The 26,321-nt window shown below is 72.2% G+C and carries 30 protein-coding genes; 16 read left to right on the top strand and 14 right to left on the bottom strand.

Annotation, left to right across the window (positions count from 1 at the left end; genetic code table 11):
* Positions 1 to 171 precede the first annotated feature (171 nt).
* The 5 genes from ACZ45E_RS33955 to pip all read left to right on the top strand — a co-directional run bounded on the left by ACZ45E_RS33955 (position 172) and on the right by pip (position 6,267).
* Positions 172 to 1,584 (top strand): M20/M25/M40 family metallo-hydrolase, encoded by a 1,413-nt coding sequence (locus ACZ45E_RS33955; protein WP_468228570.1) that lies wholly within the window; start codon positions 172 to 174, stop codon positions 1,582 to 1,584.
* Entirely contained in the window at positions 1,581 to 3,113 is a 1,533-nt protein-coding gene (locus ACZ45E_RS33960; protein ID WP_468228479.1) for a YfcC family protein, read from the top strand. The genes ACZ45E_RS33955 and ACZ45E_RS33960 overlap by 4 nt, the downstream gene beginning before the upstream one ends.
* A 29-nt stretch (positions 3,114 to 3,142) precedes the next feature.
* Complete coding sequence (locus tag ACZ45E_RS33965; protein WP_468228483.1) at positions 3,143 to 4,006, top strand: uracil-DNA glycosylase; 864 nt, start codon at positions 3,143 to 3,145, stop codon at positions 4,004 to 4,006.
* A 109-nt stretch (positions 4,007 to 4,115) separates the two neighbouring features.
* Positions 4,116 to 5,255: a nitrate/nitrite transporter gene (locus ACZ45E_RS33970; protein ID WP_468228573.1), complete on the top strand. Its 1,140-nt coding sequence runs from the start codon at positions 4,116 to 4,118 to the stop codon at positions 5,253 to 5,255.
* A gap of 49 nt (positions 5,256 to 5,304) precedes the next feature.
* Positions 5,305 to 6,267 carry a prolyl aminopeptidase gene (pip, locus tag ACZ45E_RS33975; protein ID WP_468228486.1) on the top strand — a complete coding sequence of 321 codons (963 nt, stop codon included), beginning with the start codon at positions 5,305 to 5,307 and terminating at the stop codon, positions 6,265 to 6,267.
* Here pip and ACZ45E_RS33980 read toward each other — a convergent pair.
* The 3 genes from ACZ45E_RS33980 to ACZ45E_RS33990 form a co-directional block, all read right to left on the bottom strand.
* Complete coding sequence (locus tag ACZ45E_RS33980; protein ID WP_468228489.1) at positions 6,245 to 6,652, bottom strand: (2Fe-2S) ferredoxin domain-containing protein; 408 nt, start codon at positions 6,650 to 6,652, stop codon at positions 6,245 to 6,247. The two genes, pip and ACZ45E_RS33980, sit on opposite strands and share 23 nt — an antisense overlap.
* Before the next feature lie 52 nt (positions 6,653 to 6,704).
* Positions 6,705 to 7,370, bottom strand: coding sequence for a GntR family transcriptional regulator (locus ACZ45E_RS33985; RefSeq protein ID WP_468228492.1), 666 nt, complete (start codon positions 7,368 to 7,370; stop codon positions 6,705 to 6,707).
* Between the two features lie 103 nt (positions 7,371 to 7,473).
* The gene (locus tag ACZ45E_RS33990) at positions 7,474 to 7,944 is read right to left on the bottom strand and encodes an ATP-binding protein (RefSeq protein WP_468228495.1); all 471 of its coding nucleotides are present in this window, start codon (positions 7,942 to 7,944) and stop codon (positions 7,474 to 7,476) included.
* A 320-nt stretch (positions 7,945 to 8,264) separates the two neighbouring features.
* Here ACZ45E_RS33990 and ACZ45E_RS33995 point away from each other — a divergent pair, with 320 nt between their 5' ends.
* Positions 8,265 to 9,122, top strand: a complete 858-nt coding sequence (locus tag ACZ45E_RS33995) for a helix-turn-helix domain-containing protein (RefSeq protein WP_468228497.1) — start codon at positions 8,265 to 8,267, stop codon at positions 9,120 to 9,122.
* Positions 9,119 to 9,325, top strand: coding sequence for a DUF397 domain-containing protein (locus tag ACZ45E_RS34000; RefSeq protein ID WP_468228500.1), 207 nt, complete (start codon positions 9,119 to 9,121; stop codon positions 9,323 to 9,325). Before ACZ45E_RS33995 ends, ACZ45E_RS34000 begins: the two co-directional genes overlap by 4 nt.
* 120 nt (positions 9,326 to 9,445) lie before the next feature.
* Here ACZ45E_RS34000 and ACZ45E_RS34005 read toward each other — a convergent pair whose 3' ends face one another.
* Entirely contained in the window at positions 9,446 to 9,973 is a 528-nt protein-coding gene (locus tag ACZ45E_RS34005) for a 2'-5' RNA ligase family protein (protein WP_468228503.1), read from the bottom strand.
* A gap of 138 nt (positions 9,974 to 10,111) precedes the next feature.
* On the opposite strand from ACZ45E_RS34005, the gene ACZ45E_RS34010 reads away from it, so the two are divergent.
* Complete coding sequence (locus ACZ45E_RS34010; RefSeq protein ID WP_468228505.1) at positions 10,112 to 11,887, top strand: FUSC family protein; 1,776 nt, start codon at positions 10,112 to 10,114, stop codon at positions 11,885 to 11,887.
* Positions 11,888 to 11,929: 42 nt separating this feature from the next.
* Here the strand turns inward: ACZ45E_RS34010 and ACZ45E_RS34015 are convergent, their stop codons facing one another.
* Together ACZ45E_RS34015 and ACZ45E_RS34020 are read right to left on the bottom strand one after the other, a co-directional pair.
* Complete coding sequence (locus ACZ45E_RS34015; RefSeq protein WP_468228508.1) at positions 11,930 to 12,772, bottom strand: S1 family peptidase; 843 nt, start codon at positions 12,770 to 12,772, stop codon at positions 11,930 to 11,932.
* Positions 12,773 to 12,906: 134 nt separating this feature from the next.
* Complete coding sequence (locus ACZ45E_RS34020; protein ID WP_468228511.1) at positions 12,907 to 13,872, bottom strand: endonuclease/exonuclease/phosphatase family protein; 966 nt, start codon at positions 13,870 to 13,872, stop codon at positions 12,907 to 12,909.
* A gap of 267 nt (positions 13,873 to 14,139) precedes the next feature.
* On the opposite strand from ACZ45E_RS34020, the gene ACZ45E_RS34025 reads away from it, so the two are divergent.
* Entirely contained in the window at positions 14,140 to 14,829 is a 690-nt protein-coding gene (locus ACZ45E_RS34025) for a DUF899 domain-containing protein (RefSeq protein ID WP_468228514.1), read from the top strand.
* Positions 14,830 to 14,991: 162 nt separating this feature from the next.
* Positions 14,992 to 15,174 carry a hypothetical protein gene (locus ACZ45E_RS34030; protein ID WP_468228517.1) on the top strand — a complete coding sequence of 61 codons (183 nt, stop codon included), beginning with the start codon at positions 14,992 to 14,994 and terminating at the stop codon, positions 15,172 to 15,174.
* Between the two features lie 98 nt (positions 15,175 to 15,272).
* Here the strand turns inward: ACZ45E_RS34030 and ACZ45E_RS34035 are convergent, their stop codons facing one another.
* Positions 15,273 to 15,710: a hypothetical protein gene (locus tag ACZ45E_RS34035; protein WP_468228575.1), complete on the bottom strand. Its 438-nt coding sequence runs from the start codon at positions 15,708 to 15,710 to the stop codon at positions 15,273 to 15,275.
* Between the two features lie 61 nt (positions 15,711 to 15,771).
* Positions 15,772 to 16,173, bottom strand: a complete 402-nt coding sequence (locus ACZ45E_RS34040; RefSeq protein WP_468228519.1) for an ATP-binding protein — start codon at positions 16,171 to 16,173, stop codon at positions 15,772 to 15,774.
* Positions 16,174 to 16,533: 360 nt separating this feature from the next.
* Between ACZ45E_RS34040 and ACZ45E_RS34045 the strand changes: the two genes are divergently transcribed.
* Together ACZ45E_RS34045 and ACZ45E_RS34050 are read left to right on the top strand one after the other, a co-directional pair.
* Entirely contained in the window at positions 16,534 to 17,403 is an 870-nt protein-coding gene (locus tag ACZ45E_RS34045; RefSeq protein ID WP_468228522.1) for a helix-turn-helix domain-containing protein, read from the top strand.
* A complete protein-coding gene (locus tag ACZ45E_RS34050) occupies positions 17,404 to 17,676 on the top strand; it encodes a DUF397 domain-containing protein (protein ID WP_404151811.1) in 273 nt (90 codons plus the stop codon). It begins immediately after the preceding gene.
* A gap of 40 nt (positions 17,677 to 17,716) precedes the next feature.
* Here ACZ45E_RS34050 and ACZ45E_RS34055 read toward each other — a convergent pair whose 3' ends face one another.
* Positions 17,717 to 18,202 carry an anthrone oxygenase family protein gene (locus tag ACZ45E_RS34055; RefSeq protein ID WP_468228577.1) on the bottom strand — a complete coding sequence of 162 codons (486 nt, stop codon included), beginning with the start codon at positions 18,200 to 18,202 and terminating at the stop codon, positions 17,717 to 17,719.
* Positions 18,203 to 18,426: 224 nt separating this feature from the next.
* On the opposite strand from ACZ45E_RS34055, the gene ACZ45E_RS34060 reads away from it, so the two are divergent.
* Positions 18,427 to 19,062, top strand: a complete 636-nt coding sequence (locus ACZ45E_RS34060) for a nucleoside/nucleotide kinase family protein (RefSeq protein ID WP_468228525.1) — start codon at positions 18,427 to 18,429, stop codon at positions 19,060 to 19,062.
* 19 nt (positions 19,063 to 19,081) lie between these two features.
* On the opposite strand, the gene ACZ45E_RS34065 is transcribed toward ACZ45E_RS34060, so the two are convergent.
* Positions 19,082 to 20,209: a magnesium and cobalt transport protein CorA gene (locus ACZ45E_RS34065; protein WP_468228528.1), complete on the bottom strand. Its 1,128-nt coding sequence runs from the start codon at positions 20,207 to 20,209 to the stop codon at positions 19,082 to 19,084.
* 176 nt (positions 20,210 to 20,385) lie between these two features.
* On the opposite strand from ACZ45E_RS34065, the gene ACZ45E_RS34070 reads away from it, so the two are divergent.
* The gene (locus tag ACZ45E_RS34070) at positions 20,386 to 21,186 is read left to right on the top strand and encodes a methyltransferase domain-containing protein (protein WP_468228531.1); all 801 of its coding nucleotides are present in this window, start codon (positions 20,386 to 20,388) and stop codon (positions 21,184 to 21,186) included.
* Positions 21,187 to 21,289: 103 nt separating this feature from the next.
* Here the strand turns inward: ACZ45E_RS34070 and ACZ45E_RS34075 are convergent, their stop codons facing one another.
* Positions 21,290 to 21,568 (bottom strand): GlsB/YeaQ/YmgE family stress response membrane protein, encoded by a 279-nt coding sequence (locus tag ACZ45E_RS34075; RefSeq protein ID WP_468228534.1) that lies wholly within the window; start codon positions 21,566 to 21,568, stop codon positions 21,290 to 21,292.
* 283 nt (positions 21,569 to 21,851) lie between these two features.
* On the opposite strand from ACZ45E_RS34075, the gene ACZ45E_RS34080 reads away from it, so the two are divergent.
* The gene (locus ACZ45E_RS34080; protein ID WP_468228536.1) at positions 21,852 to 22,256 is read left to right on the top strand and encodes a cupin domain-containing protein; all 405 of its coding nucleotides are present in this window, start codon (positions 21,852 to 21,854) and stop codon (positions 22,254 to 22,256) included.
* Between the two features lie 13 nt (positions 22,257 to 22,269).
* Here ACZ45E_RS34080 and ACZ45E_RS34085 read toward each other — a convergent pair whose 3' ends face one another.
* The 3 genes from ACZ45E_RS34085 to ACZ45E_RS34095 form a co-directional block, all read right to left on the bottom strand.
* Positions 22,270 to 23,529 (bottom strand): MFS transporter, encoded by a 1,260-nt coding sequence (locus tag ACZ45E_RS34085; RefSeq protein WP_468228538.1) that lies wholly within the window; start codon positions 23,527 to 23,529, stop codon positions 22,270 to 22,272.
* A gap of 126 nt (positions 23,530 to 23,655) precedes the next feature.
* Complete coding sequence (locus ACZ45E_RS34090) at positions 23,656 to 24,237, bottom strand: methylated-DNA--[protein]-cysteine S-methyltransferase (RefSeq protein ID WP_468228540.1); 582 nt, start codon at positions 24,235 to 24,237, stop codon at positions 23,656 to 23,658.
* Between the two features lie 51 nt (positions 24,238 to 24,288).
* Complete coding sequence (locus ACZ45E_RS34095) at positions 24,289 to 25,161, bottom strand: glycerophosphodiester phosphodiesterase (protein WP_468228543.1); 873 nt, start codon at positions 25,159 to 25,161, stop codon at positions 24,289 to 24,291.
* A 272-nt stretch (positions 25,162 to 25,433) separates the two neighbouring features.
* Between ACZ45E_RS34095 and ACZ45E_RS34100 the strand changes: the two genes are divergently transcribed.
* Positions 25,434 to 26,285, top strand: coding sequence for an MHYT domain-containing protein (locus tag ACZ45E_RS34100; protein WP_468228580.1), 852 nt, complete (start codon positions 25,434 to 25,436; stop codon positions 26,283 to 26,285).
* Positions 26,286 to 26,321 lie beyond the last annotated feature (36 nt).

Below are 26,321 nucleotides of genomic sequence, written 5' to 3' on the forward strand. Positions count from 1 at the left end.
TTGAACCCCCGTCGTCCGCGCGCAGACGGGGGTTCAAGACAGGCTCTCAGAGCCTGCCCTTTCGAACCGGGACCTGTCGGCGAGCCCCGGGCCGGACACCTCTCCCCAGGTCGGATAATTCGGGCGAAGCGTACGTAGCCGACAGTGAGAGGCGCCCTCGTCATGGCCGCGATGGACCCGGACAACGACCCGTACGACCCGGACAGGTCGCTGGGCGGAGTCGACCTGCAGGCGGCGGTCGACCGGCTGATGGACGGATTGCGATCCGATCTGGAGCGGCTCGCCGCGATTCCGTCGGTCGCCTTCCCCGGCTTCCCCGCCGAACCGGTGCGGCAGGCCCACGACCTGCTCGTCGGCCTGCTGCACGACGCGGGCGTGGAGCGCGTCGAGCGCATCGACCTGCCCGAGACGGCGCCCGTGATCTTCGGTGAGATCCCGCCGCCCTCCCCGGACGCCCCGACCGTGCTGCTCTACTCCCACTACGACGTGCAGCCCCCGGGCGACGAGAGCCTGTGGCACTCGCCGCCGTTCGAGCCGACGCCCGTCGAGGAGGGCGGCGCGGCCGGGCTGCGCGCCCGCGGCATCGCCGACGACAAGTCGAACGTCATCGCGCACCTGGGCATGCTCCGCGTCTTCCGGGGGCGCCCGCCGGTCGGCGTGAAGATCGTCTTCGAGGGTCAGGAGGAGTACGGCAGCCCCTTCGACGCCTACCCGCCCAGCGACCCCGGGCGGTTCGCCTGCGACGCCATGGTCATCGCCGATCTCGGGAATCTGCGGCCCGGCACCCCGACCCTCACCACCGGGCTGCGCGGCGCCGCCGAGGTCGTCGTCGAGGTCCGCACGCTCCAGGAGCCGCGCCACAGCGGCGAGTTCGGCGGCGCCGCACCCGACGCGCTGCTGGTCCTGCTCAAGGCCCTCGCCACCCTGCACGACGTGCACGGCGATGTCGCCGTGGAGGGGCTGCGCCGCGAGGCGTGGACCGGCACCAGTTACACGGAGGACGAGTTCCGTGACCTCGCCGGCGTCGAGGACGGCCTCCCGCTCCTCGGCAGCGGCTCCCTCGGTGAACGCCTGTGGAGCGGCCCCGCGATCACCGTCATCGGCCTCGACGCACCCGCCGTCGAACACGCCGCGTCAGCCGTCGTCCCCTACGCCCGCGCCCGGTTGAACCTGCGCTTCCACCCCCTCCAGGACCCGCACGAGGCACAGGCCGCGCTCGTCGCCCACCTCGCCTCGCTGAAACCGTTCGGTATCCCGCTGACCGTCACACCGGGCGACACGGGGCCCGGCTACGAGGCGGCCACCGACGGCCCCGCCTACCGCGCCGCCCGCACCGCGCTCAGGGAAGCCTGGGGCGCCGACGCCTCGTACGTCGCGACCGGCGGCTCCATCCCGCTGGTCAACGGCCTGGCCCGGGCGGCACCGGACGCCGAGGTCCTCCTCTTCGGCGCTCAGGACAGCATGTGCAACCTGCACGCCCCGAACGAACGCGTCCTCCTCCCCGAGCTGCGCGCCACCGTCGTCGCGATGTGCGCCTTCGTCCGCGAGTACGCCGCCGACTTCGGGAACGGGGTGACGTCATGAGCACGCGGACCCCGGCCCCCGAGCGGGAACAGCCGCCGGCCGAGAAGAAGTTCACCTTCCCCAGCGCCCTGACCGTCCTCGCCGTCGTCACGCTCGCGGTCTGGCTGCTGGCCTTCCTCATCCCGCCGGGCCAGTACGACCGGGGCGCCGACGGCGCACCCGTGCAGGGCACGTACCACCGGGTCGACTCCGGCCGGACCCTCGTCGACCGGCTGAACGACCTGTTCCTCTCCCCGGTCAACGGCCTCTACGGCATCCAGGACCCCAAGACGTCCCTGGTCGGCCCGGACAACTCCGGTGATCTGTACGGCAGCGCGGGCGTCTTCCTCTTCGTGCTGGCCATCGGCGCGTTCATCACCGTCGTCTTCGCGACCGGCGCCCTCGACCGCGGTATCGGCCGCCTCGCGCACCGGCTGCGCGCCCGCGGGGCCCTGCTGATCGCCGGTGTCATGGTCGTCTTCTCGGTCCTCGGCACGGTCGAGGGCTTCGCCGAGGAGACCCTCGGCTTCTACGGGCTGATCGTGCCGCTCATGCTCGCGCTCGGCTACGACCGGATGACGGCCGTCGGCGTGATCATCCTGGGCGCGGGCGTCGGCGTGCTCTGCTCGACGGTCAACCCGTTCGCCACCGGCGTCGCCTCGTCCGCCGCGGACATCTCCCTCGGCGACGGCATCGCCCTGCGCTTCGGGATGTGGATCATGCTGACCGCGGTCACGGTCGCGTACGTCATCCGCTACGCCAAGCGCGTCCAGCGGAACCCGGAACGCTCGCTCTCCGGGTTCCTGCCCGGCGACAAGGACCGCGACGAGGCGGCGTCGGACGAGGCCCGGGTGCCCGAACTGACCGCGCTCCACAAGGCCGTCCTCGGCGTCACCGCGCTCGTCTTCGCCTTCATGATCTTCTCGGTGGTGCCGTGGGCGAGCGCGCTGACGGGCAAGGCCGACGCGACCCCGTACGGCTTCGAACTCGGCTGGTCCTTCCCACAGCTGGCGGCGTTGTTCCTGTGCGCCGCCGTACTCGTCGGCCTCGTCGGCCGCATGGGGGAGCAGCGGCTCAGCTCGACGATCATCCAGGGGGCCGCCGACTTCGTCTCGCCCGCGCTCGTCATCCTGCTGGCCCGCGGCGTCACCGTGATCATGAACAACTCCAGGATCACGGACACGGTGCTGCACGCCATCGAGGGCGTCGTCGCGGGCACCTCGTCCGCGATCTTCGCGATCATCGTCTTCGTCGTGAACCTGCCGCTGGCCTTCCTCATCCCGTCCACGTCCGGGCACGCCACCCTCGCCATGCCGATCCTGGCGCCGCTCGCCGACTTCGCGGGCGTCTCGCGCGCCGTCGTCGTCACCGCGTGGCAGGCGGCGAGCGGCTGGATGAACCTGTGGGTGCCCACGACCGCCGTCACCATCGGCGGCGTGGCTCTCGCCAAGATCGGCTACGACAAGTACCTGCGGTTCGTGTGGCCGCTACTCGCCCTGCTGTTGCTGCTGATCTGCGCGTTCGTCGCGCTGGGCGCCGCGTTCACGTAACCGCGCGGCGTGCCTTTATGGTCGTGAGGATGGACGAAGGACTGCACGGACCCGACGGACCGCACGCACCCGACGGACCGCACGCACCCGACGGAGCGCACGGACTCGACGGACCGCATGGACCCGGCGGGCTCCACGGACCCGACGGAGCGCACGGACCCGGCGGGCTCGGGAGACTCGACGAGCGGATCACGCACTGCCGGGCCTGCCCCCGTCTCGTCGAGTGGCGTGAGGAGGTCGCGCGCACCAAACGCGCGGCCTTCGCGGACGAGGCGTACTGGGGCAGGCCCGTGCCCGGTTTCGGCCCGCACGACGCGTCCCTGCTGATCATCGGCCTCGCGCCCGCCGCGCACGGCGGCAACCGCACGGGCCGCATGTTCACCGGCGACCGCTCCGGCGAGGTGCTCTACCAGGCGCTCTACGACGTCGGGCTCGCCTCCCGCCCCGACGCGGTCTCCCTCGACGACGGCCTCACCCTGCACGGCGTGCGCATCACGTCCCCGGTGCACTGCGCGCCGCCCGACAACAAGCCGACCCCCGCCGAGCGCGACACCTGCCGCCCCTGGCTGCTGAGCGAACTGGAACTGCTCCGGCCCACCCTGCGCGCCGTCATCGTGCTCGGCGGCTTCGGCTGGCAGGCGGCGCTGCCCGCGTTCACCGCCGCGGGCTGGTCGGTGCCGCGCCCACGCCCCGCGTTCGCCCACGGCGCCCGCGTGGACCTCGGCGGCCTCGCGCTCTTCGGCTGCTACCACGTCAGCCAGCGCAACACCTTCACCGGCCGCCTCACCCCCGGCATGCTCCGCGGGGTGCTCCGCACCGCCGCCATGGAAGCGGGCCTGGACGTGTCACCGTTCGGAGCAACAGATATGGAGCCACCTCCTCCGGATTCCTAGCCTGAAAAGGGTGACGACACCTTCCGCTCCGAAGACGCCCTCCACGCCTTCCAGGCCGGCCTCGCAGGCGAGCAGCCACCCCCCGGCCGCGGCCTACCGCAACCTCGTCGTGGCCACGATCGGTTTCGCGCTCACCTTCTGGGCCTGGAACCTGATCGCGCCGCTCGCCGGCGTCTTCGGCTCGGACCTGGAACTCAGCTCGTTCGCCCAGTCGTTCCTCGTCGCGGTGCCCGTGCTCGTCGGCTCGCTCGGCCGCATCCCGGTCGGCGCGCTCACCGACCGCTACGGCGCCCGGCTGCTGTTCCCGCTGATCTCGGCGCTCACCATCATCCCCGTGCTCCTGGTGATCCCCGCCCGGCACACCTTCGGCGCGATGATCGCCGTGGCGTTCCTGCTCGGCCTCGGCGGCACCACCTTCGCCATCGGCATCCCCCTGGTGAACTCCTGGTTCCCGCCCGCGCACCGGGGCCTGGCGCTCGGCATCTTCGGCATGGGCATGGGCGGCGTCGCCCTGTCCGGGTACTTCACGCCCCGTATGGCCAAGCACGGCGAGAACCTGCCGTTCGTCGTCGTCGCCATCGCGCTCGCCGTGTACGCGGTCGTCGCCGCCGTCCTCATCGCCGACCACCCCGACCGCAAGATCCCCACGACGTCCCTCGGCACCCGCCTCGGCGCGGCCGGCAAGCTCCGCGTCACCTGGGAACTCTCGGCGCTGTACGCGATCGGCTTCGGCGGCATCGTCGCCTTCGGCGTCTACCTCCCCACCTACCTGAAGACCTGGTACGAACTCAGCCCCACCGACGCGGGCACCAAGGCGGCCGGTTTCGCGCTCGTCACGGTGGTCTTCCGGCCCATCGGCGGCTGGCTCTCCGACCGGATCCACCCGGCGACCGTCACCGCGTGGGCGCTCGCCCTCGTCGCCGTCTTCGCGATCCTCCAGGCGTTCGACCCGACCCTGAACCCCATGGGCACGATCTGCTTCCTGCTGATGGCGGCGGGCCTCGGCACCGCCAGCGGCAGCGTCTTCGCCCTCGTCTCCCAGGTCACCCCGCAACCGCAGGTCGGCTCGGTCACCGGCATCGTCGGCGCGATGGGCGGCCTCGGCGGCTTCGTACCACCGCTGGTCATGGGCGCGATCTACAGCGCCAAGGGCTCGTACTCGATCGGCTTCATGCTCCTGTCCGACCTGGCGCTCGCCGGATGCGTGTACGCGTACGGGCGGATGCGCAGCGCCAGGCCGGAGGAGTGAGCGGGGGACGCGCCCGGGGCCGGCGGGCGAGCGGACGTACCCTCGCCGGATGCCCCTGCACCCGGACATCGAACCGTACGACCACGGCCACCTCGACGTCGGCGACGGCAACCGCGTCTACTGGGAGACCTGCGGCAACCCGCACGGCATACCGGCGCTCGCGCTGCACGGCGGTCCCGGCTCCGGCGCCACGCCCTTCATGCGGCGCCTCTTCGACCCCGCGCGCTACCGGATCGTCCTGCTCGACCAGCGCGGCGCGGGCCGCTCCACGCCGTCGGCCCGCGCGTACGACACCGACATGAGCGTCAACACCACCCCGCACCTCATCGCGGACCTCGAACGGCTGCGCGCCCACCTCGGCATCGCACGCTGGCTGGTGTGGGGCGTCTCCTTCGGCTGCGTGCTCGGCCTGCGGTACGCGCAGACGCACCGCGAGCACGTGTCCGGGCTGGTGCTGACCGGCCTGGCCACCGGCGGCCGAGACGAGGTCGGCCTGCTGACGCGCGGACTCGGGAAGATCTTCCCCGAGGCGTTCGCCGCGTTCCTCGCCGGGCTGCCGCGGGAGGAGCGCGACGGGGATCTCGCGGCCGCCTACCACCGGCTCCTGGAGTCCCCGGACCCCGGGGTGCGCGAGCGGGCGGCGCTCGCCTGGACCGACTGGGAGACCGCGATCGCCTCGCAGCCGCCGCGCTCCGCGCCCCGCTACCAGGACCCCGCCTTCCGCTACGGCTTCGCGCGCACCGTCACCCACTACTGGAGCCAGGACCACTTCCTCGGCGGCCCCGACACCGTCCTGCGCGACCTGCACCTGATCGAGGACGTCCCCGCGGTACTGGTCCAGGGCCGGCTCGACCTCGGGAACCTGGTGGGAGTCCCCTGGCGGCTCCAGCGCTCCTGGCCGCACGCGGAACTCGTCCTCGTCGACGACGCGGGGCACCACGCGGGCGCGCCCGGCATCGCGGACCACATGGTCGCCGCCCTTGACCGGTTCAGCGCCCCCGGCGACGCCTGACCCGCTCGCCCTGCGCCTCGATGAACTGCAGCTCCAGGGCGACCGGCGCGGGCGCGACCCCGGGGCCTCCCGCCTCGGCCCAGGCCAGGATCTCGTCGGTCGAGTCGTCGCCCATGGACCAGCCGATCCACGCGGCACGGCCGCCGCGGGCGCGCCCCTGCCCCGACGGCTGCACCACGACCACGTTCGCCTGGTCGCACGGGCCCAGACAGTCACTGACCCGCACCGCGAACCGGCCCCCCGACGCTGCCGCCGCGGCCCGCAGCCGCTCCAGCTGCCACTCATGGTCGTATCCGGGGTGCTTGCGGGCGTCACCGCAGCAGCAGCCCCGGCACACGACGAGCGTGCAGGGGCGGGTGCGGGCTGCGCCTATGAGGGTCGGCACGGTGCTCCTGGGTTCTACCGCGCGGGTTCTCGCGCACGGGTTTCTCGCGGTTCTACGTGGACGGGTGCTCGATGTCGTCGCCGAAGAGGTGACGCACGGTGGAACGGTAGTTGGTGCGTACGTGCCCGAGCGCCACGGCCCGCGCCCGCTCCGGGTCCCCGGCGGCGACGGCGTCGTACAACCGCCGGTGCTCGTCGAGCTGTTGGGGCCACGCCTCGCCGCGCCGGGTGAGCCAGCGGAGCCGCCCGTCGACGGGCTGCATCACGCCGGTCAGCAGCGTGTTGCCCGCCGTGGCCAGGAGCCGGTCGTGGAAGCGGCTGTTGATGTCGGCGATCGTCTCGTCGTCACCCTCGGCGGTGGCCCGCGCCGCACGCTCCAGCAACTCCGCCAGCTCGGCCAGGTCACCCCGCTCGGCGCGCTGGGCGGCGAGCCCGGCGGCGTAGACCTCCAACGCCTCGCGCAGTTCGTAGAGTTCGGCGACGTCGGTGCGGGTGAGGGTGCGCACCACGGCCCTGCGCGGCGTCTCGAACGTCACGAACCCCTCGGCGAGCAGCGCCCGGATCGCCTCGCGCGCCGGAACCCGCGACACCCCGAACCGCTCGGCGACCTCCCGCTCGACCAGCCGGTCACCGGGCCGCAGCCGACCACCGATGATGTCCTGCCGCAGCGTGGCAAGCACACGTTCACGCACCGCGCCCAGGGGTTCCGCCGTTGTCATGGGCCTATCTTCGCCGATGAGCGGCGTCCATCGGGGGCGGGGTTCGGCCGTGACCAACCGCCTCGCGTGAGATCTCCTCGGCGCGGGGCCTGGCCATAATCGGTCAAGCAGTGCCGACGTGGTGCGTCGGCAGACACAGTTGGGCCCAGACGGTCTTGCCTGGGCCGTCCGGGCGAGGTGTGCAACCCCAGTCATCGGAGAGAACGGCTACGAGAAGGAGGCCGCGGCCTGCCTCGTCGTCGGGGGCGGTGCAGCCCGGGGTGTCGAGGGGGAGTCGCTCGCCCCGGGTGTCCGTGACCTCGATGCGGTACGAGTCCGGGGCGGTCCGGGTGAGGCTGAGGTGGAAGTCGCGGCCCGGGACATGGCCATGCCGAACGGCGTTCGCGGTCAGTTCGGCCGTGATCAGGGTCAGGGTCTCATTGACGGGGTTGGTGTAGGGGTGGCCCCAGTCGTGCAGACGGTGTGAGACGAGACGGCGGGCGAGGCGGGCGCCGCGCGGGGTCGAGGTGAAGCGCATGGCGAAGCGCGTCTCGTGGGTCGCGGGTGGGGGCTCGGCGAGGTCGTCATGGTGCATGGGGTGAGCGTTGTGCAGTGCGGGGTACGGCTGCCAGGGGCTTCGTGGGGACGGGGTGTCGTTGTACGTGATGAGGGGCTGGGTTGTACGTGTCCGCTGGGGCTCGGCGTGAACTGCCGTTCGAGGCATGTGTGTTGACGAATATGCCGGTGTTGAGGAGTTGGGTGCTTTGTAGGGTTCGCCGGAGTGGGCGTGCATAGCGTTGCGGGGGTGATCGGTGCGCTGACGAGCGGTTTCTGTACGCGGTGAGCGGTTTCTTGTACGCGGCTTGCGGCGTGACCGGGTCATGGGGGAGGGGAGTTGTTCCGGGGAGGGCGACCGTGGAAGGGGCCGGTGTGGACGTGGGCGCGAGTGCGGGCGACGGTGAGGTCGGCGGCGAGGATGTCAGCGGGGTGCTGTTGTCCTTCGGACGGCAGGTGAAGAGGTTCCGGGAGTGGAAGGGGCTGAGCCGGGCCGAGCTCGGTGAGCGGACCGGGTACTCGGCGGCGACCATTGCCTCGTTCGAGCAGGGGCGGCGGATTCCTCCGGGCCGGTTCATCGAGCAGACCGATGACGTGCTGGGGGCACATGGGGTGCTGCGGGAGCGGATGGAGGAGGTCGAGCGGGCGCAGTATCCGGCGTTCTTTCGGGGCGCGGCGAAGTTGGAGGCCAGGGCGGTGGCCCTGCACGTGTACGCCGGGTTGGCGCTGCCCGGGCTGTTGCAGACCGAGGGATACGCTCGGGCGGTCTTCGAGATGTGGCGTCCGCTGCTCGACGAGGAGACAGTGGCGCAGCGGATCGCGGCTCGCATGGCCCGGCAGAGGATCTTCACCCACAAGGCCATGCCGACCATCAGCTTCGTCATTGAGGAGAGCACGCTGCGGCGCCCGTTGGGTGGCAGTTGCGTCATGCGGGGGCAGTTGGAGCAGGTCTTGCTGTGCGGACAGCTGCGAAATGTCGAGTTGCAGGTCATGCCGACCGACCGTGCCGAACATGCTGGTCTGGACGGGCCGTTCACGCTGATCGAGACCGTCGAAGGACGGCAGGTCGCTTACGTGGAGGTGCACAAGCAGAGTCGCCTCTTCACGGAGCGGAGTTCGGTCCGTGAGCTGGCGGAGCAGTATGGAATCCTCAGAGCTCAGGCGCTCACGCCGAGTGAGTCGCTGGCCCTCGTGGAGCGGTTGCTGGGAGAGACATGAACGTCGAAGAGTCGGTGCTGGGCGAGGCTGAACTGGCGTGGTTCAAGAGCAGTTACAGCAGTGGCGCCGGTGGCGAATGCGTTGAGGTCGCCGCCGGTGCCGCGATGGTTCGCGTACGTGACACCAAGGACCGGGCCCGCTCCATGGTGCACGTCGCGCCACCGGCTTGGGCCGCCTTCGTCGGCTTCGCGGCGCGCGGCTGAGCTGTGGCCGAACGTACCGACACCGCCTTCCTCGACCACCTCGCCGCCCGGCTCGCTCGGTCTCGGTGAACTGGTCGACCGTGCCCGGGAGTTGCTGGAGCGAGCCGTGCGCGCCGCCCGTCAGCAGGGCCCCGTCAGCGGGTAGTCCGCCGCGTCGCGCCAGCCCGTGCCCGGCCCGTCCGTGACGATCAGGCGGACCGAGCGGATCTGTGAGCGCAGGGGGAGGCGCCGATCGAACGCGCTCGTCGGGAGGGAATCCGTGCCGTCCCCGCTCGCCAGGGTCAGATGCGGGTCGAGCCCCTCGTCCCCGAAGACGCCCCGGTACGGGACCGCCCGGGGCCAGCGCTCGCGCAGCGACTTCGTCAGGGCGCGGAACGGATCCGCGGGGGACGGGTGCAGATAGAGCACCCCCGGCCAGCGGCGGATCTCGGAGAACGTGCAGGTGAAGGCCGGCGTCGCCGCGAGGAGCGCCCGCAGCTCCGCCGCCGTCTCCCCGGTGACGTACGACACCGGCAAAAAGGGATAAAGCACTGTCACATGGGCACGCGATCCGGTGCGGACCAGTGCGTCCGCCTCGGGGACGTGGATCGTCAGGGCAGTGTCGCCCGGTGCGTCCGGCCAGCCGCTGGTCACAGGGGGAGTGGGCACGGTCAAGTGTCACATTGCGGAAACACGCCCGTTTCCGCCTCTTCAGCCACGTCCTTTACCGTGGAGGAACCAGTTCAGAGCTGGCCGATGTCGTCCGGCGCCCCCGCGTCCTCGTACGACAGGAGCCTGCGCATCCCCATGATCCGCCCGCATACCCTTCCGCCCTGGCTCGGCCACGCCCTGCGCGCCCAGCGCGCCCCCGTGCCGTGGCCGGCTGTCGTGCGCGGAGCCCTCGCCGGCGGACCGCTGCTGCTGCTCGCCGTCCTCGCCGGGCGGCCGTCCAGCGGGGTGCTGCTCGCCCTCGGCGCGATGCTCGCCGGGGTCAACGACCGCCCCGGCACCCGGCGCGCCGCCGTGTCGCGGCTGGGCGGGCCAGCTCTCGCGGGGGCCCTCGGCATGTTCCTCGGCAGCTGCCTCGCCGGAAGCGGCTTCGCGATCGTCGGCGTCTTCGCCGGGCTCGGGCTCCTGGGCGGGGCGCTCAGCGCCGTCGGGCCCCTGGCCTCGGCCGCCGGGACCCAGCTGCTCGTCACGGTCGCCGTGGGGGCCGGGATGCCGCTGCCCGAGGCGGGGTGGCAGCGGGCGGCGCTGTTCGCCGCCGGAGCCGCGTGGCTGATCGTGCTGCGGATCGCGCTGCCCTCACCGGGACGCGGACAGCGGCTCGGCTACCTCTACGACGGGGAGCGCGCCGCCGTCGCCAAGGTCTACGACGCCGTCGCCGCGCTGCTCGACGCCGCGGGCGGGCCGCAGGCCAGGGCGCGCCGCGCCGCCCTCACCGCCGCCCTCGACCAGGCGCAGGACGCCCTGCGCGGCCGGCCCGCGGGCATGCGGCGGCTGCGGGCCCAGTACGCGGCCGCGCTGCCGCTCGCCGAGGCCGCCACCGCGCTGGCCTGGACCGGGAAACCCGTGCCGGGGCGGGCCGCCGAAGGACCGCTGCGCCTCGCGGCCGCCGTGCGGACGGGGGCGCCGGTCGGGGCGCTGCCGGCGCCGGCCCGTTCCGCCGCGGGCCTGCGGGCGCTGGACGAGGCGTTGCTGCGGGCCGCCGAGGTCTTCGACCGGGGGCGGGGCGGCGAGGGCGCGAACCGCCGGAACACCCGTCGCCGCGGCTCACCCGCGGCTGCCCTGCGCAGGATGGCGGGGCCCGCGGGGCGCGAGTACGGGGTGCGTGTCGGACTCTCCTTCGGGGCCAGCGCCGCCGTCGCGCAGACCCTGCAACCCGTGCACTGGTACTGGCTGCCCGCCACCGCCGTCTTCCTCGTCAAGCCCGACCTGGGACCGCTGGCCTCGCGCGTCCTGTGCCGGGCCGCCGGAACGGTCGCCGGGGCGCTGCTCTTCGCCGGGCTCGCCGCGTTCCTGCCGCGGCCCTTCGGTCTGGTCGCCCTGGTGGCCGTGTGCGGGGCGCTGATCCCCGTCGCCACGCGGCACTTCGCCGCGCAGACCGCCGTCATCACCGTGCTCGTGCTGTCCCTCGTGATGGTCGGCGGCGAACCCGGCGCCTCCTGGAGCCGCATCACCGAGACACTGCTCGCCTGCGCCCTCGTGCTGGTGGCCGGGCACCTGCCGTGGCCCGGCGCGCACCGGGGCGGCGGGGTACGGGTGCGGCTCGCCGTCGCCCGCGAGGCCGCCCACCTCTACGTACGGCATGTGCTGAGCGAGGACGCGGACCGGGCGGGCCGGTGGGCGCTGCGGCGGGAGGCGTACCGGACGCTGGCGGAGGCGCGGGCCGCCGTGGAGCTGGCGGCGGCCGAGCTGCCCGTCCTGGCGCGGCACTCGGACGGCACGCGGCAGGTCACGGTCGTGCTGGAGCAATTGGTCGACGCGACCACCGCGTGCGCGGTGCAGGTCGACGACACCGGCCGGGTACCGCCGCGCGACGCCGAACGGATCGGGGTGCTGCTGGCGGAGCTGGCGGCGTAGGGCGAGAGGGGGCGCAGGCCGGCCTGCGCCCCCTTCGGAGCGTTACGGCTTGGGCAGGGTGCAGCCCGTGGCCGAGAGGTCGATCTTGTTGCCGATCCCGACGCAGGGCACGATCCCGTACGTCTGCTGCGCGTAGTTGATGCCCTGGCGCACCGTCACGTTCCCGTTCGCGTCCACCTCGCACGGATTGTTGTCCGTGCACCGGCCCCCGTCCTCGTTACCGGTGTTGTTGACCGCGACGACCTTTCCCGTCGCCCGGTCGACCACCGGGGAGCCGGAGGTGCCGCCGATGGTCTGGCAGGCGGAGGTGTAGCGGACCGAGTCCTTCCAGGTCCACGCGCCCTCCTTCAGCCGGTACGCGAATCCGTCGACCGAGCAGTTGTAGATCCGCTTCCAGTAACCGGAGACCACGCTGATCGCCGTGGACTGCGCCGGGCGGGCCGCCGACAGGTCCAGGGCCTTGATGCCGTAGGAGCTCTCGATCCGCTGGTAGGTGCTGGTGAGTTCGTAGAGCGAGACGTCCGTGTCGGTCATCGTGCCGTACGCGACTTTGCTGGCGCGCAGGGTCGCCACCTTGGTTCCGGCCGAGTTGAGCAGGCCGAAGGTGCGGGTGGAGGGCTGGTCGACGACGACCTCGCCGGGGCCGGGGAAGCCGGATTCCAGGCAGTGGCCGTTGGACAGGACGAGCGCCGGGTCCGTCGGCTGGGAGTTCGGTACGCGGACGACGGAGCCGGAGCAGTTGCTGAGGGCGACCGTGCCGGCGAAGTTCACGGCCTGGGCCCGCGGCGCCGCCGACGATTCCACGCTGTCGAGTGCCGCGGCGGGGACGGCTGTCGAGCCGCAGAGCAGGACGCCGAGAACCGCGCCGACGAGGGACTTCTTCATGTGGGGGGTTCCTCTCCCGTGCTGAGAGTGGTGCACCGGGTGGGACGTACGCCGTGTTTGGCATGAGCATTGTGATGGCGTACGGCTCAGCGGACAACAGTGCCTTCTCAGCGAACGGGCCCGAAGGGCCGGTCTCAGCGAGTCAGTTCGATCCACACCGGCGCGTGGTCGGACCCCGGCGCGTCCCGCCGCTCGCCCGGCTCGTCCCCGACCGACGGGAGCGGGAGCGGCTCGGGGGCCGCCGCATCGTGCGGGACGCCGGTGCCCGCCCGGGTGATGCGGCTGATCATGTCCTGCGTGACGAAGACGTGGTCGATCAGCTCGCGGCGCCCCGCGTGGACGCGTGAGTAGCGCTGCTCCTCGGGGATGAGGGGCGCGATGTTCCACAGGCGTTTCGCGTCCCCCTTGTCCGGGTGGTCGAAGCCCGGGGTGCCGATCTCGGAGCCGGGCGGTCCCTGGAGGATCTGGGTGGTGGCGGCGTGCGCCTCGTCGTTGAAGTCGCCCAGGACGGTGACGCGCCGGTTGCGGCCGTCCTCGCCGATGAGCGTGTCGGCCATGGAGCGCAGGGCCGTGGCCTCCGCCGCCCGGCGCTGGAGGGCGTACGCCGCGTAACGCGCCCGTTCGCCCTCGTCGCGCGGTGCGAACCGGCCGCCGGGGTAGCTCAGCAGCTTCGACTTGAGGTGGCAGACGGCGGCCGTCAACCACGTCACCCGCGTCGAGAACTCGACGGCGAGCATGCCCCGGCCGGCCCGGTCCGTCGTACGGCCGCTGTCGTCGACCTGCACCGGCCGCAGGGCGTCGGGGAAGGAGGGGGTGTCCGCGACGACGTTCACCGGTATGTCGCTGAGAACGCCGACCCGGATGCCGCGCTCGTCGGGGAACTCGGACAGCCGCACGAAGTACCTCCCGTCGAGCAGCTGTACGAGATCGTCGAGCGCCGCCGGGTCGCCGACCTCCTGGATACCCAGCAGGGTCGGTTCGAGCAGGTTCACGGTGGCGGCGAGCGAGGCCAGCTTCGCTTCGTACGCGGCTTTGTCACGGGGCCCGAACGGCCCTCCGGGGCGGTAGAGGTTCTCCAGGTTCCAGGTGCCGACGAGCATGACGTGCTCCGTCCTCGGGCCGGCCCGGACGGGCCGGGGCCGCCAGCGTGCCAGCGGCTCCGCCGGGGGGACAGGGGCCGGCCCCGATGAGCGATCCGGGTCGGCGAGGTGGAGGACGGGGGTGCGGGGCGGTACGCGTAGGGAGGGTGGGGCGGGGCGGGGTGGGGAGCCGCCGGAAAAAGTCGCCCCGAAATTTTTCGCGGACGGCGATGAGTTCCGCCGGGACCCCCGGTCACCCCTCCGAGAGACCCGACCCGAGGAGGAACCATGGGGCTGCCGAAAGCGGTCACGCGCGACGAGTGGCGCGCCGCCCGCGAGGAGCTGCTCGCCCTGGAGAAGGCGGCGACCCGGGCGCGGGACGCGCTGAACACGCGGCGGCGCGAGCTGCCCATGGTCGAGATCGACAAGCTGTACGTCTTCGAAGGGCCGGACGGCAAGGACGAGTTGCTCGACCTGTTCGAGGGGCGGGCCCAACTGGTCGTCTACCACTTCATGTTCGCGCCCGACTGGGACGCGGGCTGCCCCAGTTGCTCAGGCTTCCTCGACCAGATCGGTCACCTGGCGCATCTGCGGGCCCGGGGCACGGCGTTCGCGGCGGTCTCCCGTGCGCCCTTCACCAAGATCCTGCCGTTCAAGGCCCGCATGGGGTGGACGGTGCCCTGGTACTCGTCGTACCTCAGCGACTTCAACCAGGACTTCGGCGCCACCGTCGAGACCGACGAGGGCCCGCGGGAGCGCCCCGCGCTCAGCTGCTTCGTCCGGGAGGGGGAGCGCGTCTTCCACACCTATTCGGCGTTCGACCGCGGCCTCGACAACATCGGGTTCACCACGAACCTGCTCGACCTCACCGCGCTCGGCCGCCAGGAGGAGTGGGAGAAACCGGCGGGCCGGGCCTCGTCCCTCGGCGCGCCCGCGGGCAGCGCCCGGATCCGGTATCACGACGAATACGCCGACTGAGCCCGCCACGGGACCGTCCCGACCGCTGCGAACTCGTACCGACCTGGTGTCATTATCGTCACGTTGCGAGTCCGAACCCGCCCTGTCAGCGTTCTCCCCCATGAGACGCCGGGCCGTACCGGCGTCAGCACATCGGCACGATCACGGGGGCAGGGACGAGCGATGATCAACGGACGAGTGGTACTGCAACGATTCCCGGCCGGCGGGCCCCGCGGCTCCTGGCCCGCCGAGGAGTTCGCGCGCCTGCGCCGCCAGGAGGGCCAAGCGGCAGAAGTCGTCATGGACCTGGCGTCGGACGCGTTTCTGGTGATCGTACGGGCGGCCACCCCCGCGCCCGTCGGGTGAACCGCTCCGCCGGAAGCCCGTACAGCCCGGCGTAGACCTCGCCGGTGGGGCCCCGCCCGGGGTCGTCCGCCACCGGCGGTGTCCCCGGCCGCGTCGCGTCAGGAGGCGCCGATGGTCCGGGACCAGACCGGCGTCGTCCCGGTGACCCGGCACAGCGCCAGATACAGGGGGATCGGCGGCGTGTAGGGCACCGAGCTGTCGGGGCAGTGGATCAGGTCGGGGGCGCGTCCGGCGTCCGGCACCAGAGCGCCCGCCGTGTACCGCGCGGGCGCGGGCCACTCCAGGGAGACGTCGGAGTCCGACGGGACCAGCCACCACCAGTGCGCCCCGTCCGCGTACACGCACCCCATCCGGGGCAGCCGCCGTGTCATCGCGCGGGCGAACGGCTCCGGCACCGCCACCGCGTCACAGCCCAGCGGCACGGCCATACCGTCCGGCACGCTCAGCCGCACGGGCTCCGCCGGGCGAGGGGCACGTCGTCGGGCGAGCCCGACCAGTGAGTCCAGCTGCATCGTCCGCGTCGTCACCACGCCCATTCGTTCCCCGCTCAGCACGATCGTCGTCGTTCCTCGCCCGCCCGGTCGGGGCGGGCGCCGCTCACCAGGTCCAGCCGGTGCCACCGGAGACGTCCGGCGCGGAGCCGGGACCCGGCACCACCCGGGCGTCCCGTGGGAGCTCGGCCCAGACCAGCAGCCCCGGTCCGGTCTCCTGGGCGCCCCACGCCGTGGAGACGGCCGCCACGAGGAGGAGCCCCCTGCCGTGCTCCTCCTCGGGCGCGATCCGTCCCGCGGTGCGCGTGGCGCCGGGCACACAGCCCTCGTCGCGGACCGCTATCCGCACGCGCTCGCCGGCGTCGTCGCGCAGCTCGTGCAGTTCACAGTGGATGCGTCTGCTCGCGGTGTGCACGATCGCGTTCGTGACCAGCTCGGAGACGACGAGGGCCGCCGCGTCGCAGGTGTCCTCGCACGCACCCCAGCCGGTCAGATGGGCACGTGTCATGCGCCGGGCCTGTGCGGCGGAGCCCGGGTGGGGAGCCAGCTCGAAGCTGCTGCGCCGTGCCGCGGACCCCACCGAGGTGCCCGAACGGTCACTGAGCGTAGCTTCGTCGGCTTCTGTTCCTAAAGGCGCGGACGGAGTCACGCCTGCCACTATCTCCCCGTCGCGAACACTTGGCAAGAGCCACTCTGAAAAGTGCAGAGTGCAGTGTGCCGTAGTAGGTGGACATGGCACACTGCTGGCAACAGCTCGTCGCGCGGCGCCCATTGGGGGTGAGCCGTGGGGAAACGGCCGGTGGGCGACCTCTCCGGCCTCTTGTCCGCGGCTGCATTTCAGAGAGTTGACTACTGGGAGGTAACGGGCGTGAGCGAACCGCGGTCCGCGCCGACGGTCGGCCAGGTCGTCCTCGGTCGACGCCTCCAGGACCTCCGCGAGAGTGCCGGACTCAAGCGCGAGGAAGCCGCCAAAGTACTCAGAGTGACAGCCGCGACGGTGCGCCGCATGGAGACCGCGGAGGTCGGGCTCAAGATCCCCTACCTCCAGCTGCTCCTGAAGTCCTACGGCGTCTCGCAGGACGAGGCCGACGCCTTCGTGCAGCTCGCGGAGGACGCGAACAAGCCGGGCTGGTGGCAGCGGTTCCACGACATCCTGCCCGGCTGGTTCTCGATGTACGTGAGCCTGGAGGGCGCCGCCGCCCTCATCCGGTCGTACGAACCGCACTTCGTACCGGGCCTGCTGCAGACCGAGGACTACGCGCGCGGGGTGCTCCGCTCCGGGGCCATCGGCCGCGCCCTCGCAGAGGACCCCGAGGTCGTCGACCGGCACGTGGCCCTGCGCATGCAGCGCCAGACCCTGCTGACCCGGCAGGACGCGCCCCGGCTGTGGGTGGTCATGGACGAGACCGCGCTGCGCCGTCCCGTCGGCGACGCGGACGTGATGCGCGGCCAGGTCGACCGGCTGCTCGAAGTGATGGAGCGGCCGAACGTGACGCTCCAGATCGCGGAGTTCGCGGCAGGGCCGCACCCGGGCACGTACGGGCCCTTCGTCCTGTTCCGATTTGCCATGTCAGAACTGCCGGACATGGTCTACAGCGAGTACCTGACCGGCGCCGTCTACCTGGACGCGCGGCCAGAGGTGGCCACTCACCTGGAGGTCATGGACCGCATGGCGGCGCACGCCGCGACGGCACAACGCACAAAGGAGATCCTCCGCGATCTCCGCAAGGAGCTGTGAATGGACCGGATCAAGGACCGGATACGAGGCGTCGACGGGGAGCCGATCTACAACGGCATGCCCGCGCGTGAACTCGGCACCGAGGGCTGGCACAAGCCGTGGAGCGGCGGCAACGGGGGCAACTGCCTCGAAGCCATGAAGCTGGCCGACGGCCGCGTCGCGGTCCGCCAGTCCTCGGACCCGGACGGACCCGCCCTGATCTACACCCCCGGCGAGATCAACGCGTTCATCGAGGGAGCGAAGTCCGGCGCGGCGGACTTCCTCCTCTCGTGACCAGCGGCGCCCCCCGGCCCTGAGCCACGCCCCGGCCGGCTCAGGTGAGGGCCAGCACGAACGAGGCGGAAGCGGCGAGGGCGGCGGCGCCCCGCACGTGGTTCCACAGCACCCACTGGCTGAGATACGTACGCCAGTACGCGCCGCTGCTCTCGGACCCCTCGTCACCGGCCAGCTTGGCGAGGGCCTCGTTGCGCGGAATGTTCGCCGTGATCGTCACACCGAACGAGCCCACCAGGTACAGGACGCAGCCCAGCAGCAGCTCCACGGTGCCCTCGTCGGGCCACAGCACGAACGTGACGACGGCGATCACCGCGCACAGCACGGCCGCGCCGAGGAAGACGACCATGAAGGCCGGGTTCACGGCTGCCACGTTGATGGCGTTCATCGCCGCGATGCCGCGTGCGGCGGGCAGCGCCCCCAGCCCGCGCATCACGAACGTGGAGAACGCGACGAACACCCCCGCGGCGACCCCGCACCACAGCGCGCCGAACACGACGAGCAGAAAATACGGCCCCTCTATCATTCCCATCCCCCCAGAACTCCCGTCCCCCGGAACCCGGACGGCCCGAGACGGGATCATCCCGCAGAACCCGGCCGTAGGCAGCGCTTTCCCCGCATGCCGTGATCAGCCCCCGCCCCCTCCGTCAGCCACCGGCCGGGGAACAGCCGCCGGACGGCGGCAGCGCGCTGCTCGGACGCACGTCATGCCCGCCGGAGCGCCCCGTCACCGCCCGGCATCATGGAGGTGTGCGACTCGAACCGATCACCTGGGAACGGCTCGGCGACGCCCTCGCCGAGCGCCTGCTCGACCTGGAGCCGGCCGACGGCGGCCCCTGGCCGAAGGTCGCCTTCGACGGGGCGCCGGCCGCCCGGCCCGGTGACCTCGCGGCCCGCGTCGCCGAGGCCCTGCGCCTTCGCGGGCGCACCTCCCTGCCGGTCGCCACGGAGGGCTTCCTGCGCCCCGCCTCACTGCGCTACGAGTTCGGGCACGAGGACGCGGAGTCGTACTACAGCGGCTGGTTCGACACGGGAGCGCTGTGGCGCGAGGTGTTCGGCCCCCTCGAACCCGACGGCACCGGCCGGATCCTGCCCGACCTGTGGGACCCGGCCACGGACCGCGCCACGCGCAGCCCCTACGTCGCGCTCCCGCCCGGCGGGGCCCTGTTGCTGCACGGCCCCTTCCTGCTGACCGACTGGTTCCCCTTCGACCTGGTCGTCCATGTCGGTCTGACCCCGGGCGCGCTGCGGCGGCGTACGCCGGAAGCGGACCGGTGGACGCTGCCCGCCTTCGCCCGCTACGAGACCGAGACCGGCCCGGGCGACCGGGCGGACATCGTCGTCCGCGCCGACGATCCCCGGCACCCCGCCTGGTCAGGGCGGTAACCGCGGTTCCTGGCCGCTCTCACAGCCAGCCGTTGCGCTTGAAGCCCCGGTAGACGCCGACACAGATCACGGCGATGACGGACACCATGAGGGGATAGCCGAAGCGCCAGTGCAGCTCCGGCATGTGGTCGAAGTTCATGCCGTAGATCCCGCAGCCCATCGTCGGCACGGCGACGATCGCGGCCCACGCCGTGATCTTGCGCATGTCCTCGTTCTGCGCGACGGTCACCTGCGCGAGATGGGCCTGGAGGATCGAGTTCAGCAGTTCGTCGAAGGCCGCTATCTGCTCGGCCGCCCGCATCAGATGGTCCGACACGTCACGGAAGTACGCCTGTATCTCGGGCGGCACGACGGGGAACGGCCGCCCGGCCAGCTCCAGCACCGGCCGGGACAGCGGCGCCACCGCCCGCTTCAGCTCCAGGAGTTCACGCTTGAGCTGGTAGATGCGGCCCGGGTCGGTCCGTGCCCCGTTCGGCGCGAAGACCTCCGCCTCGACCGCGTCGATGTCCGACTGGACCTCGTCGATCACCGTCAGATAGTCGTCGACCACCCCGTCCGCGATCGCGTGCAGCACCGCCGCCGGGCCCTTGGCCAGCTGCTCGGGGGCCGCCTCCAGGCTCTCCCGCACGGGGCCGAGCGAGCCGTGCCGCCCGTGCCGCACCGTGATCACGAAGTCCCGCCCGACGAACACCATGATCTCGCCGGTGTCGACGACCTCGCTGGTCGCCGTGAGCTCCGCGTGCTCGACGTAACAGACCGTCTTCAGGACCGCGAACAGCGTCTGCCCGTACCGCTCCACCTTCGGCCGCTGATGCGCGTGGACCGCGTCCTCCACCGCCAGCGGGTGCAGGTCGAACAGTTCGGCGACGTCGGCGAACTCCAGCTCGGAGGGTTCGTGCAGACCGAGCCAGACGAACCCGTCGGCCGCCTTGCGCACCGCCCGCACTGCCTCCACGAGGTCCCGGCCGCCCCGCTCGCGCACCCCGTCGCGATACGTCACGCAGTTCACCACCGCCGAACCGAGCGGGGAGCGCGCCGGGTGGCTCAGATCGACCCGGCGCCGCCGCCGCGCCAGCCGCGCGACCTTCCGCAGCCCGTCCACCCCGCGCAGGCCACCGACCTTCCGCAGGTTGCCCGCCATCGCCATGCTCGGCTCCTCGCGCCCGTTCCCGTACGTGCTCCTACCCGGCCACCGCCCCTGCCACGAGAGCGGCCCCGGCCGGTCAGTCTGCCAGCCGGCACCGACAACCTGTCAGGGCCCTTCGCGGGCACCGCCCGGGGCGAAGGCGCGCTATCGGATACGGCTGCTGGGAAGATCGGCCCATGACGCGTTCCGGCGACCACGAGTACCTTCTCGACAACCAACAACCCGAGGCGGGACGGCGTTTCGACGCCTTCACGACCCTCTTCGATCCCACGACGTTCCGGCACCTGGAGCGGCTCGGCGTCGGAAGTGGCTGGCGCTGCTGGGAAGTCGGCGCAGGCGGCGCCTCGGTGGTGTCCTGGCTGGCGCGCGAGGTCGGACCGGGCGGCCGCGTCCTCGCCACCGACATCGACACCTCCTGGCAGACCGCAGCGCCGGAGCCCCCCATCGAGGTACGCCGCCACGACGTCGGCACCGACGAGCCGCCCGCCGAGAGCTTCGACCTGGTGCACGCCCGGCTCGTCCTGGTCCACGTCCCCGACCGGGAACGGGCGCTGCGCTCCATGATCCGCACCCTGCGCCCGGGCGGCGTCCTCCTCCTGGAGGACGCCGATCCGGCGCTCCAGCCGCTGCTCTGCCCCGACGAGCACGGTCCCGCCCAGCAGTTGGCCAACCGGCTGCGCCACGGCTTCCGCGCCCTGCTCGCGGAGCGCGGCGCCGACCTGTCGTACGGCCGCAAACTCCCGCGCCTGCTGCGCGAGGCGGGCCTGAGCGAGGTCGAGGCCGAGGGCTACTTCCCGCTGACGTCCCCCGCCTGTACGGCCCTGGAGACGGCGACGGTCGAGCAGATCCGCGCCACCCTCGTCGAGGCGGGCCTGGCCACGGACCAGGACATCGACCAGCACCTGGCCAACGTGGCGCAGGGCGCGATGGACCTGGCGACGGCTCCGCTGATCTCGGCGTGGGGGAGGAAGGCGTAGAGGCGCCTGTGCGCTCCTGCCGAAAACGGGGCTCCACGCGCGCGTGGAGCCCCATTTGTCGATGTGGAAACACGGCGGGTCGTCGAAGCGGGAACAGCGAGGCTCAGCGGCGTACTCGCCGGCGGCTCGTGCTGCCCCGGTCGAGCATGGCCACACCGACCGCCGCAAGGCCGACCTGGATCAACCACTCGACCCAGTCCACGCCCTTGGTGTCGGCGACATCGAAGCCGGCGGCGATCGCCGAACCGAGCAGCGCCGCGGCGACGCCGACGAGGACCGTCGCCAGGACGCCGATACGTTGCCGGCCGGGCAGCGCCAGCCGGCCGAGTACGCCGACGACGATGCCGATCACGATCGCGCTCAGAACGCCGGAGACCTCCATGCCGTACCTCCAGGACAAATCGGTAAATCGCCAAGGTGTCTGTCAGTTCAGGTGCTCATCAGTTCACGTGCTGGTCGGCTGGAATGTTTGCCGGTTCGCATGCTTGTCGGTTCGCGTGCCGGTGGAGCACTTGCCTGCCGGATGGTGTGCCGGTCGGGTTGTGTGTCGGTCGGATCGTCTCTGTCGGACGTCTTCCCCTCGACGGGCCGTCCAGTCCCCGCCGCGCACACGCTACGAGGCGTCCAGTGAGGGGAGGGGCACAGGCGATCTAGGGTGACCGGCCATGACCACCACGAACGAACAGCACGCCACCCCGGGCGCCGCCTCCCTCACCGATTCCCTCCCCGCCTCCTTCGTCGTGCACGTTCCGGACGTCGAACTGGAACCGGAGCCGCTCGACCCCGCACAGATCGTGTCGGGCGCCCCGGTCGTCACGGGCGCGGTGCTGTGGGAATCGGCCGACGGCAAACAGCTCCGCGGCATCTGGCAGATCACGCCGGGCGTTGTCACCGACACCGAGGCGGACGAGATGTTCGTGGTCGTCAGCGGCCGCGCCACCGTCGAGGTCGAGGGCGGTGCCGTCCTGGAACTGGGCCCCGGCACGGCCGCCGTGCTGCGGGAGGGCGACCGCACGACATGGACGGTCCACGAGACGCTGCGCAAGGCCTACCACCTCACACTGAGCTGAACTCCGCTGCTCGCTACGCCTGTCGGGCCCACCGGGTGAACAGGGCGAAGGCGCCGAGCGGCACCAGCAGACACGCCGCCGCCAGGTTCAGCCACGCATAGCTCGCCGTCGCCACCACCAGGCCCGCCGTGGCACCCCCGACACCCGCGGACAGGCTCGTCGTCAGATCGGACAGCCCCTGCGCTGCGGCCCGCGCGGCGCCCGGCACGGAGTCGGTGAGCAGTGCGGAGCCCGCGACGAGCCCCGCCGACCAGCCGAGCCCCAGCACGAACAGGCCCACCGCGATCTGCGCGTGACTGCCGCCCGCGGTCCCGGCGAGCAGCGCCGCGCAGGCGAGCAGCCCGACGGCGAGCCCGATGACCGTCAGGCGCCCGAACCGGTCCGCGAGCCGCCCCATCACCGGCGAGAACGCGTACATCCCGGCGATGTGCCCGCTGATGACGAGCCCGATCAACTCGATGCCCGCGCCGTGGTGTTCGAGGTCCACCGGCGTCATCGACATGACCGACACCATCGCGGTGTGCGACACGGCGACCGTCACCAGCGCGAGCCGGGCCCGCGGCGAGGCGGAGACGGCGGCGAACCCCGCACGCAAGGAGCGCGCCTCGCGCGTCCGCTCCGCGGCGGGGGCCAGCGCCCGCGCGGTCAGCAGCGGATCGGGGCGCAGCAACAGATGCACGAGGACCGCGGAGACGAGGAAGACACCGGCTGCCCACACGAAGGGCCCCGACTCCGCGGGTATGCCGAGCCCGGCGACGCTGCGGCCCGCGGGCGCCGCTATGTTCGGCCCCAGGACCGCTCCGACGGTGGTGGCCCACACGACGGTGGAGATGGCGCGGGCCCGCCGGTCGGGGTCGGCCAGGTCGGCGGCGGCGTACCGGGCCTGGAGGTTGGCGGAGGAGGCGGCTCCGAAGCCCATGAGCCCGACGAGCAGCAGCGGGAAGCTCCCGGCCCTGGCGGCGACCACGGTCAGGACGGCGCCCGCCGCGCCGACCAGGTAGGCCAGGACGAGCCCGGCCCGTCGCCCCCGCGCGTTCATCAGCGCGGCCAGCGGCATCGAGAGGACCGCGGTCCCGGCGACGCTCGCCGTGGCCGCGAGCCCCGACAGCGCCTCGTCCCCGCTGACCTTCTTGGCCAGCACGGCGGCGAGCGCGATCCCGGTGGCTGTCCCGAGCCCGCCGAGGATCTGCGACGCCACGAGCACCCGCTGCGTACGCCGCTGGAGAGCGTGCGTCGCCCCTTCCCCGGCCCCCTCGGCCGGTCCGGCGCTCACGGACCCGCCCTTGAGGCGACGGAACAGACTCCCACCCACGGCCAACGAAAGACCCCCGACCCCATGACGCACCCCGACGACGGCTCCGGCCCCGACCGCACCTTCAGCACTGGTCCCGGGACCCTCTCAGAACAACGGCTCGGGCAACACCCCTTCCAGCGCGAGCAGCTTCCGCTTCGTCTCCAGCCCGCCCCCGAACCCCCCGATCCCGCCGTCACGCTCCACCACCCGGTGGCACGGCACCACGACGGGCAACGGGTTCGCCCCCATCGCCGCGCCCACGGCCTGCGCCGCCCCGGGCTGTCCGACGCGGCGGGCCAGCTCCCCGTACCCCACGACCGCCCCGTACGGCACCCCGGCCGCCAGCTCGCGCAGCACCTCCCGGTTGAACCCGGCGCTCAACGACCAGTCGAGCGGCAGCTCGAAGTCGCGCCGCCGCCCGGCGAAGTACTCCGCCAGCTGGCGCCGCGCATCGGCGAGCCGCGGCGCGTCCGGCGCCTCGAGAGGCTCGGCCCCGAAGCGGGAGCCGAGCCGCGCGAGTATGCCGTCCCGCACCGCGTCCGTGGCGTGGAAGACCACGCTCACCAGCCCCTCGTCCGTCGCGGCGAGCAGCAGCGGCCCGATGTCGCTGCCCACGACGGCCCAGACGACCGGTCGCGGCGCGGCGGGCGCGGCCGGTGCGCTCTCGTTCTGCCCAGTGGCGTTCATACCGACCACCGTAGAGCCGGGCACTGACAACGCCCCGGGGCCGGGGACCGGTCAGTCGTCGAGCGCCTCGGCGACCACGTCCGGGGCGTTGGTGATGATCCCGTCGACACCGAACCCGGCCACCCGTTGCGCGGTCGCGGCGTCGTTGACCGTCCAGGTGTAGACCTCCAGCCGCTTGTAGTGCGGGCCCTTGAGCGCGTGGACCGCCTTGACGTAGTCCGCGGAGATCGTCGTGTTGCTGGGGTTGATCTGGTCGGTGAACTTCGCGTACGCGGGCAGGTCGGCGACGGCCGGGGTGCCGAGGAAGCCGGTCTTGATGTCCGGGCGCCGCTCGTGCACGGTCCGCACGCTGTCCGCGCTGAAGCTCTGCACGATCAGCCGGCGAAGGTGCCCGTACCGCAGCCAGCCGTCCTTGCGCAGCTGCCCCAGGATCTGGTCCTCGATGCCCGGGTACAGCTCGGGGGACTTGATCTCCAGGAGCAGCTTCTGGTGGTTGTCGTCGAGGCGGCGCAGGAACTGGTGGAGGGTCGGGATCCGCTCGCCCGCGAACTCGGCGCCCTTCCAGCTGCCGGCGTCGAGCCTGGCGATCTCCGCGGCGGTGAAGTCGCGCACGTTCCACGGGGCGCGGCCGGGGAAGAGCTCCTCGACGTTCGTGGTGCGCGACAGGGTCGTGTCGTGGATGACGACCAGGGCGCCGTCCTTGGTGCGCTGCACGTCGTTCTCGACCCAGGTGACGCCGAGGTCGTCGGCTTCGTCGACGGCCTCCAGGGTGTTCTCGGGGGCGTAGGCGGAGGCGCCGCGGTGAGCGATGATCACGGGTCTGTGGTGCCAGCCGGCGGCTTGCGCGGCGGTGGGCAGGACCAGGACTCCGATGACGACGGAGCCCGTCACCGAGGCCAGGGCGGCTGCTGCGCGTACGTACACGTCTGCTCCTCGTGCGTCGTGAGATCACGGACTGCACGAGACTGACAGGCCGCGGGCGATGGAACACAGACGAAGGATGGTCATAGGTTGAACGTAGTTATCCAACGGCGACCCACCCCGCGTTCAATGCCGGGGTTTATTTGTCGGAAAATCGTTCGAGCGTTCCCGCGTGCGCTTTAATCACAGCCTCAACCGCGCCCGTTCCAGTGGTGGTTGACAGGGGAACGCGCAGGACAACTCGGGCAAGAACAAAGGTGGGAGGGGTGCGGCACATGCAGGGGACGGTCGACGGCTTCAGTTACGGGCTGGTTACGCCGATAGTGGCGTACTTCATGGCCTGCCTCGGGGGTGCCCTGGGTCTGCGGTGCACCACCAGGTCGCTCCTCGTGGCCGACACCTGGCGGGCCGGCTGGCTCGCGCTCGGCTCCGCCGCGATCGGCTCCGGCATCTGGACCATGCACTTCATCGCGATGATGGGCTTCACCGTCAAGGGCGTGCCCATCCACTACGACAGGCCGCTGACGTTCGCGAGCCTCGGTGTCGCCATCGTCATGGTCGGCATCGGTGTCTTCATCGTCGGCTACAAGGGAGCGACCGGCCCCGCCCTGTTCACCGGGGGCACGATCACCGGTCTGGGCGTCGCGTCCATGCACTACCTGGGAATGGCCGGAATGCGGCTTCACGGGACGATCGAGTACAACACCTTCCTCGTGGGAGCCTCCGTGGTGATCGCCATGGTGGCCGCCACCGCCGCCCTGTGGGCCGCCGTCCAGGTCCGCGGCATCCTGTGGAGCCTCGGCGCGAGTCTGGTCATGGGGCTCGCCGTCTCCGGCATGCACTACGTGGGGATGGCGTCCGTCAGCGTCGAGATGCACGGCGCCGCCACCGGCTCCCCGGCGGGGGACTCCGCGGCCGGGATCCTCGCCCCCATGATGATCGGCCCCCTGTGCTTCCTGCTCCTGGCCGGCGTGGTCGTCATGTTCGACCCGCTGATGGTCATGGGCCGCCCCGACTGGCGCGACGTCCAGGAGGCGGCGCAGCTGGAGGGCCGCTCACGGGCCGGCGTCCCGCGCCCCTACCGCGCCCCCGAGCGGCAGTCGCCCCGCACCCCGCAGGGCTGGTGACGGGGCGGCCCGAGCGGCCGACGGAGCCCGGTTGTC

It is taken from the genome of Streptomyces sp. NPDC030991, from assembly GCF_055571235.1.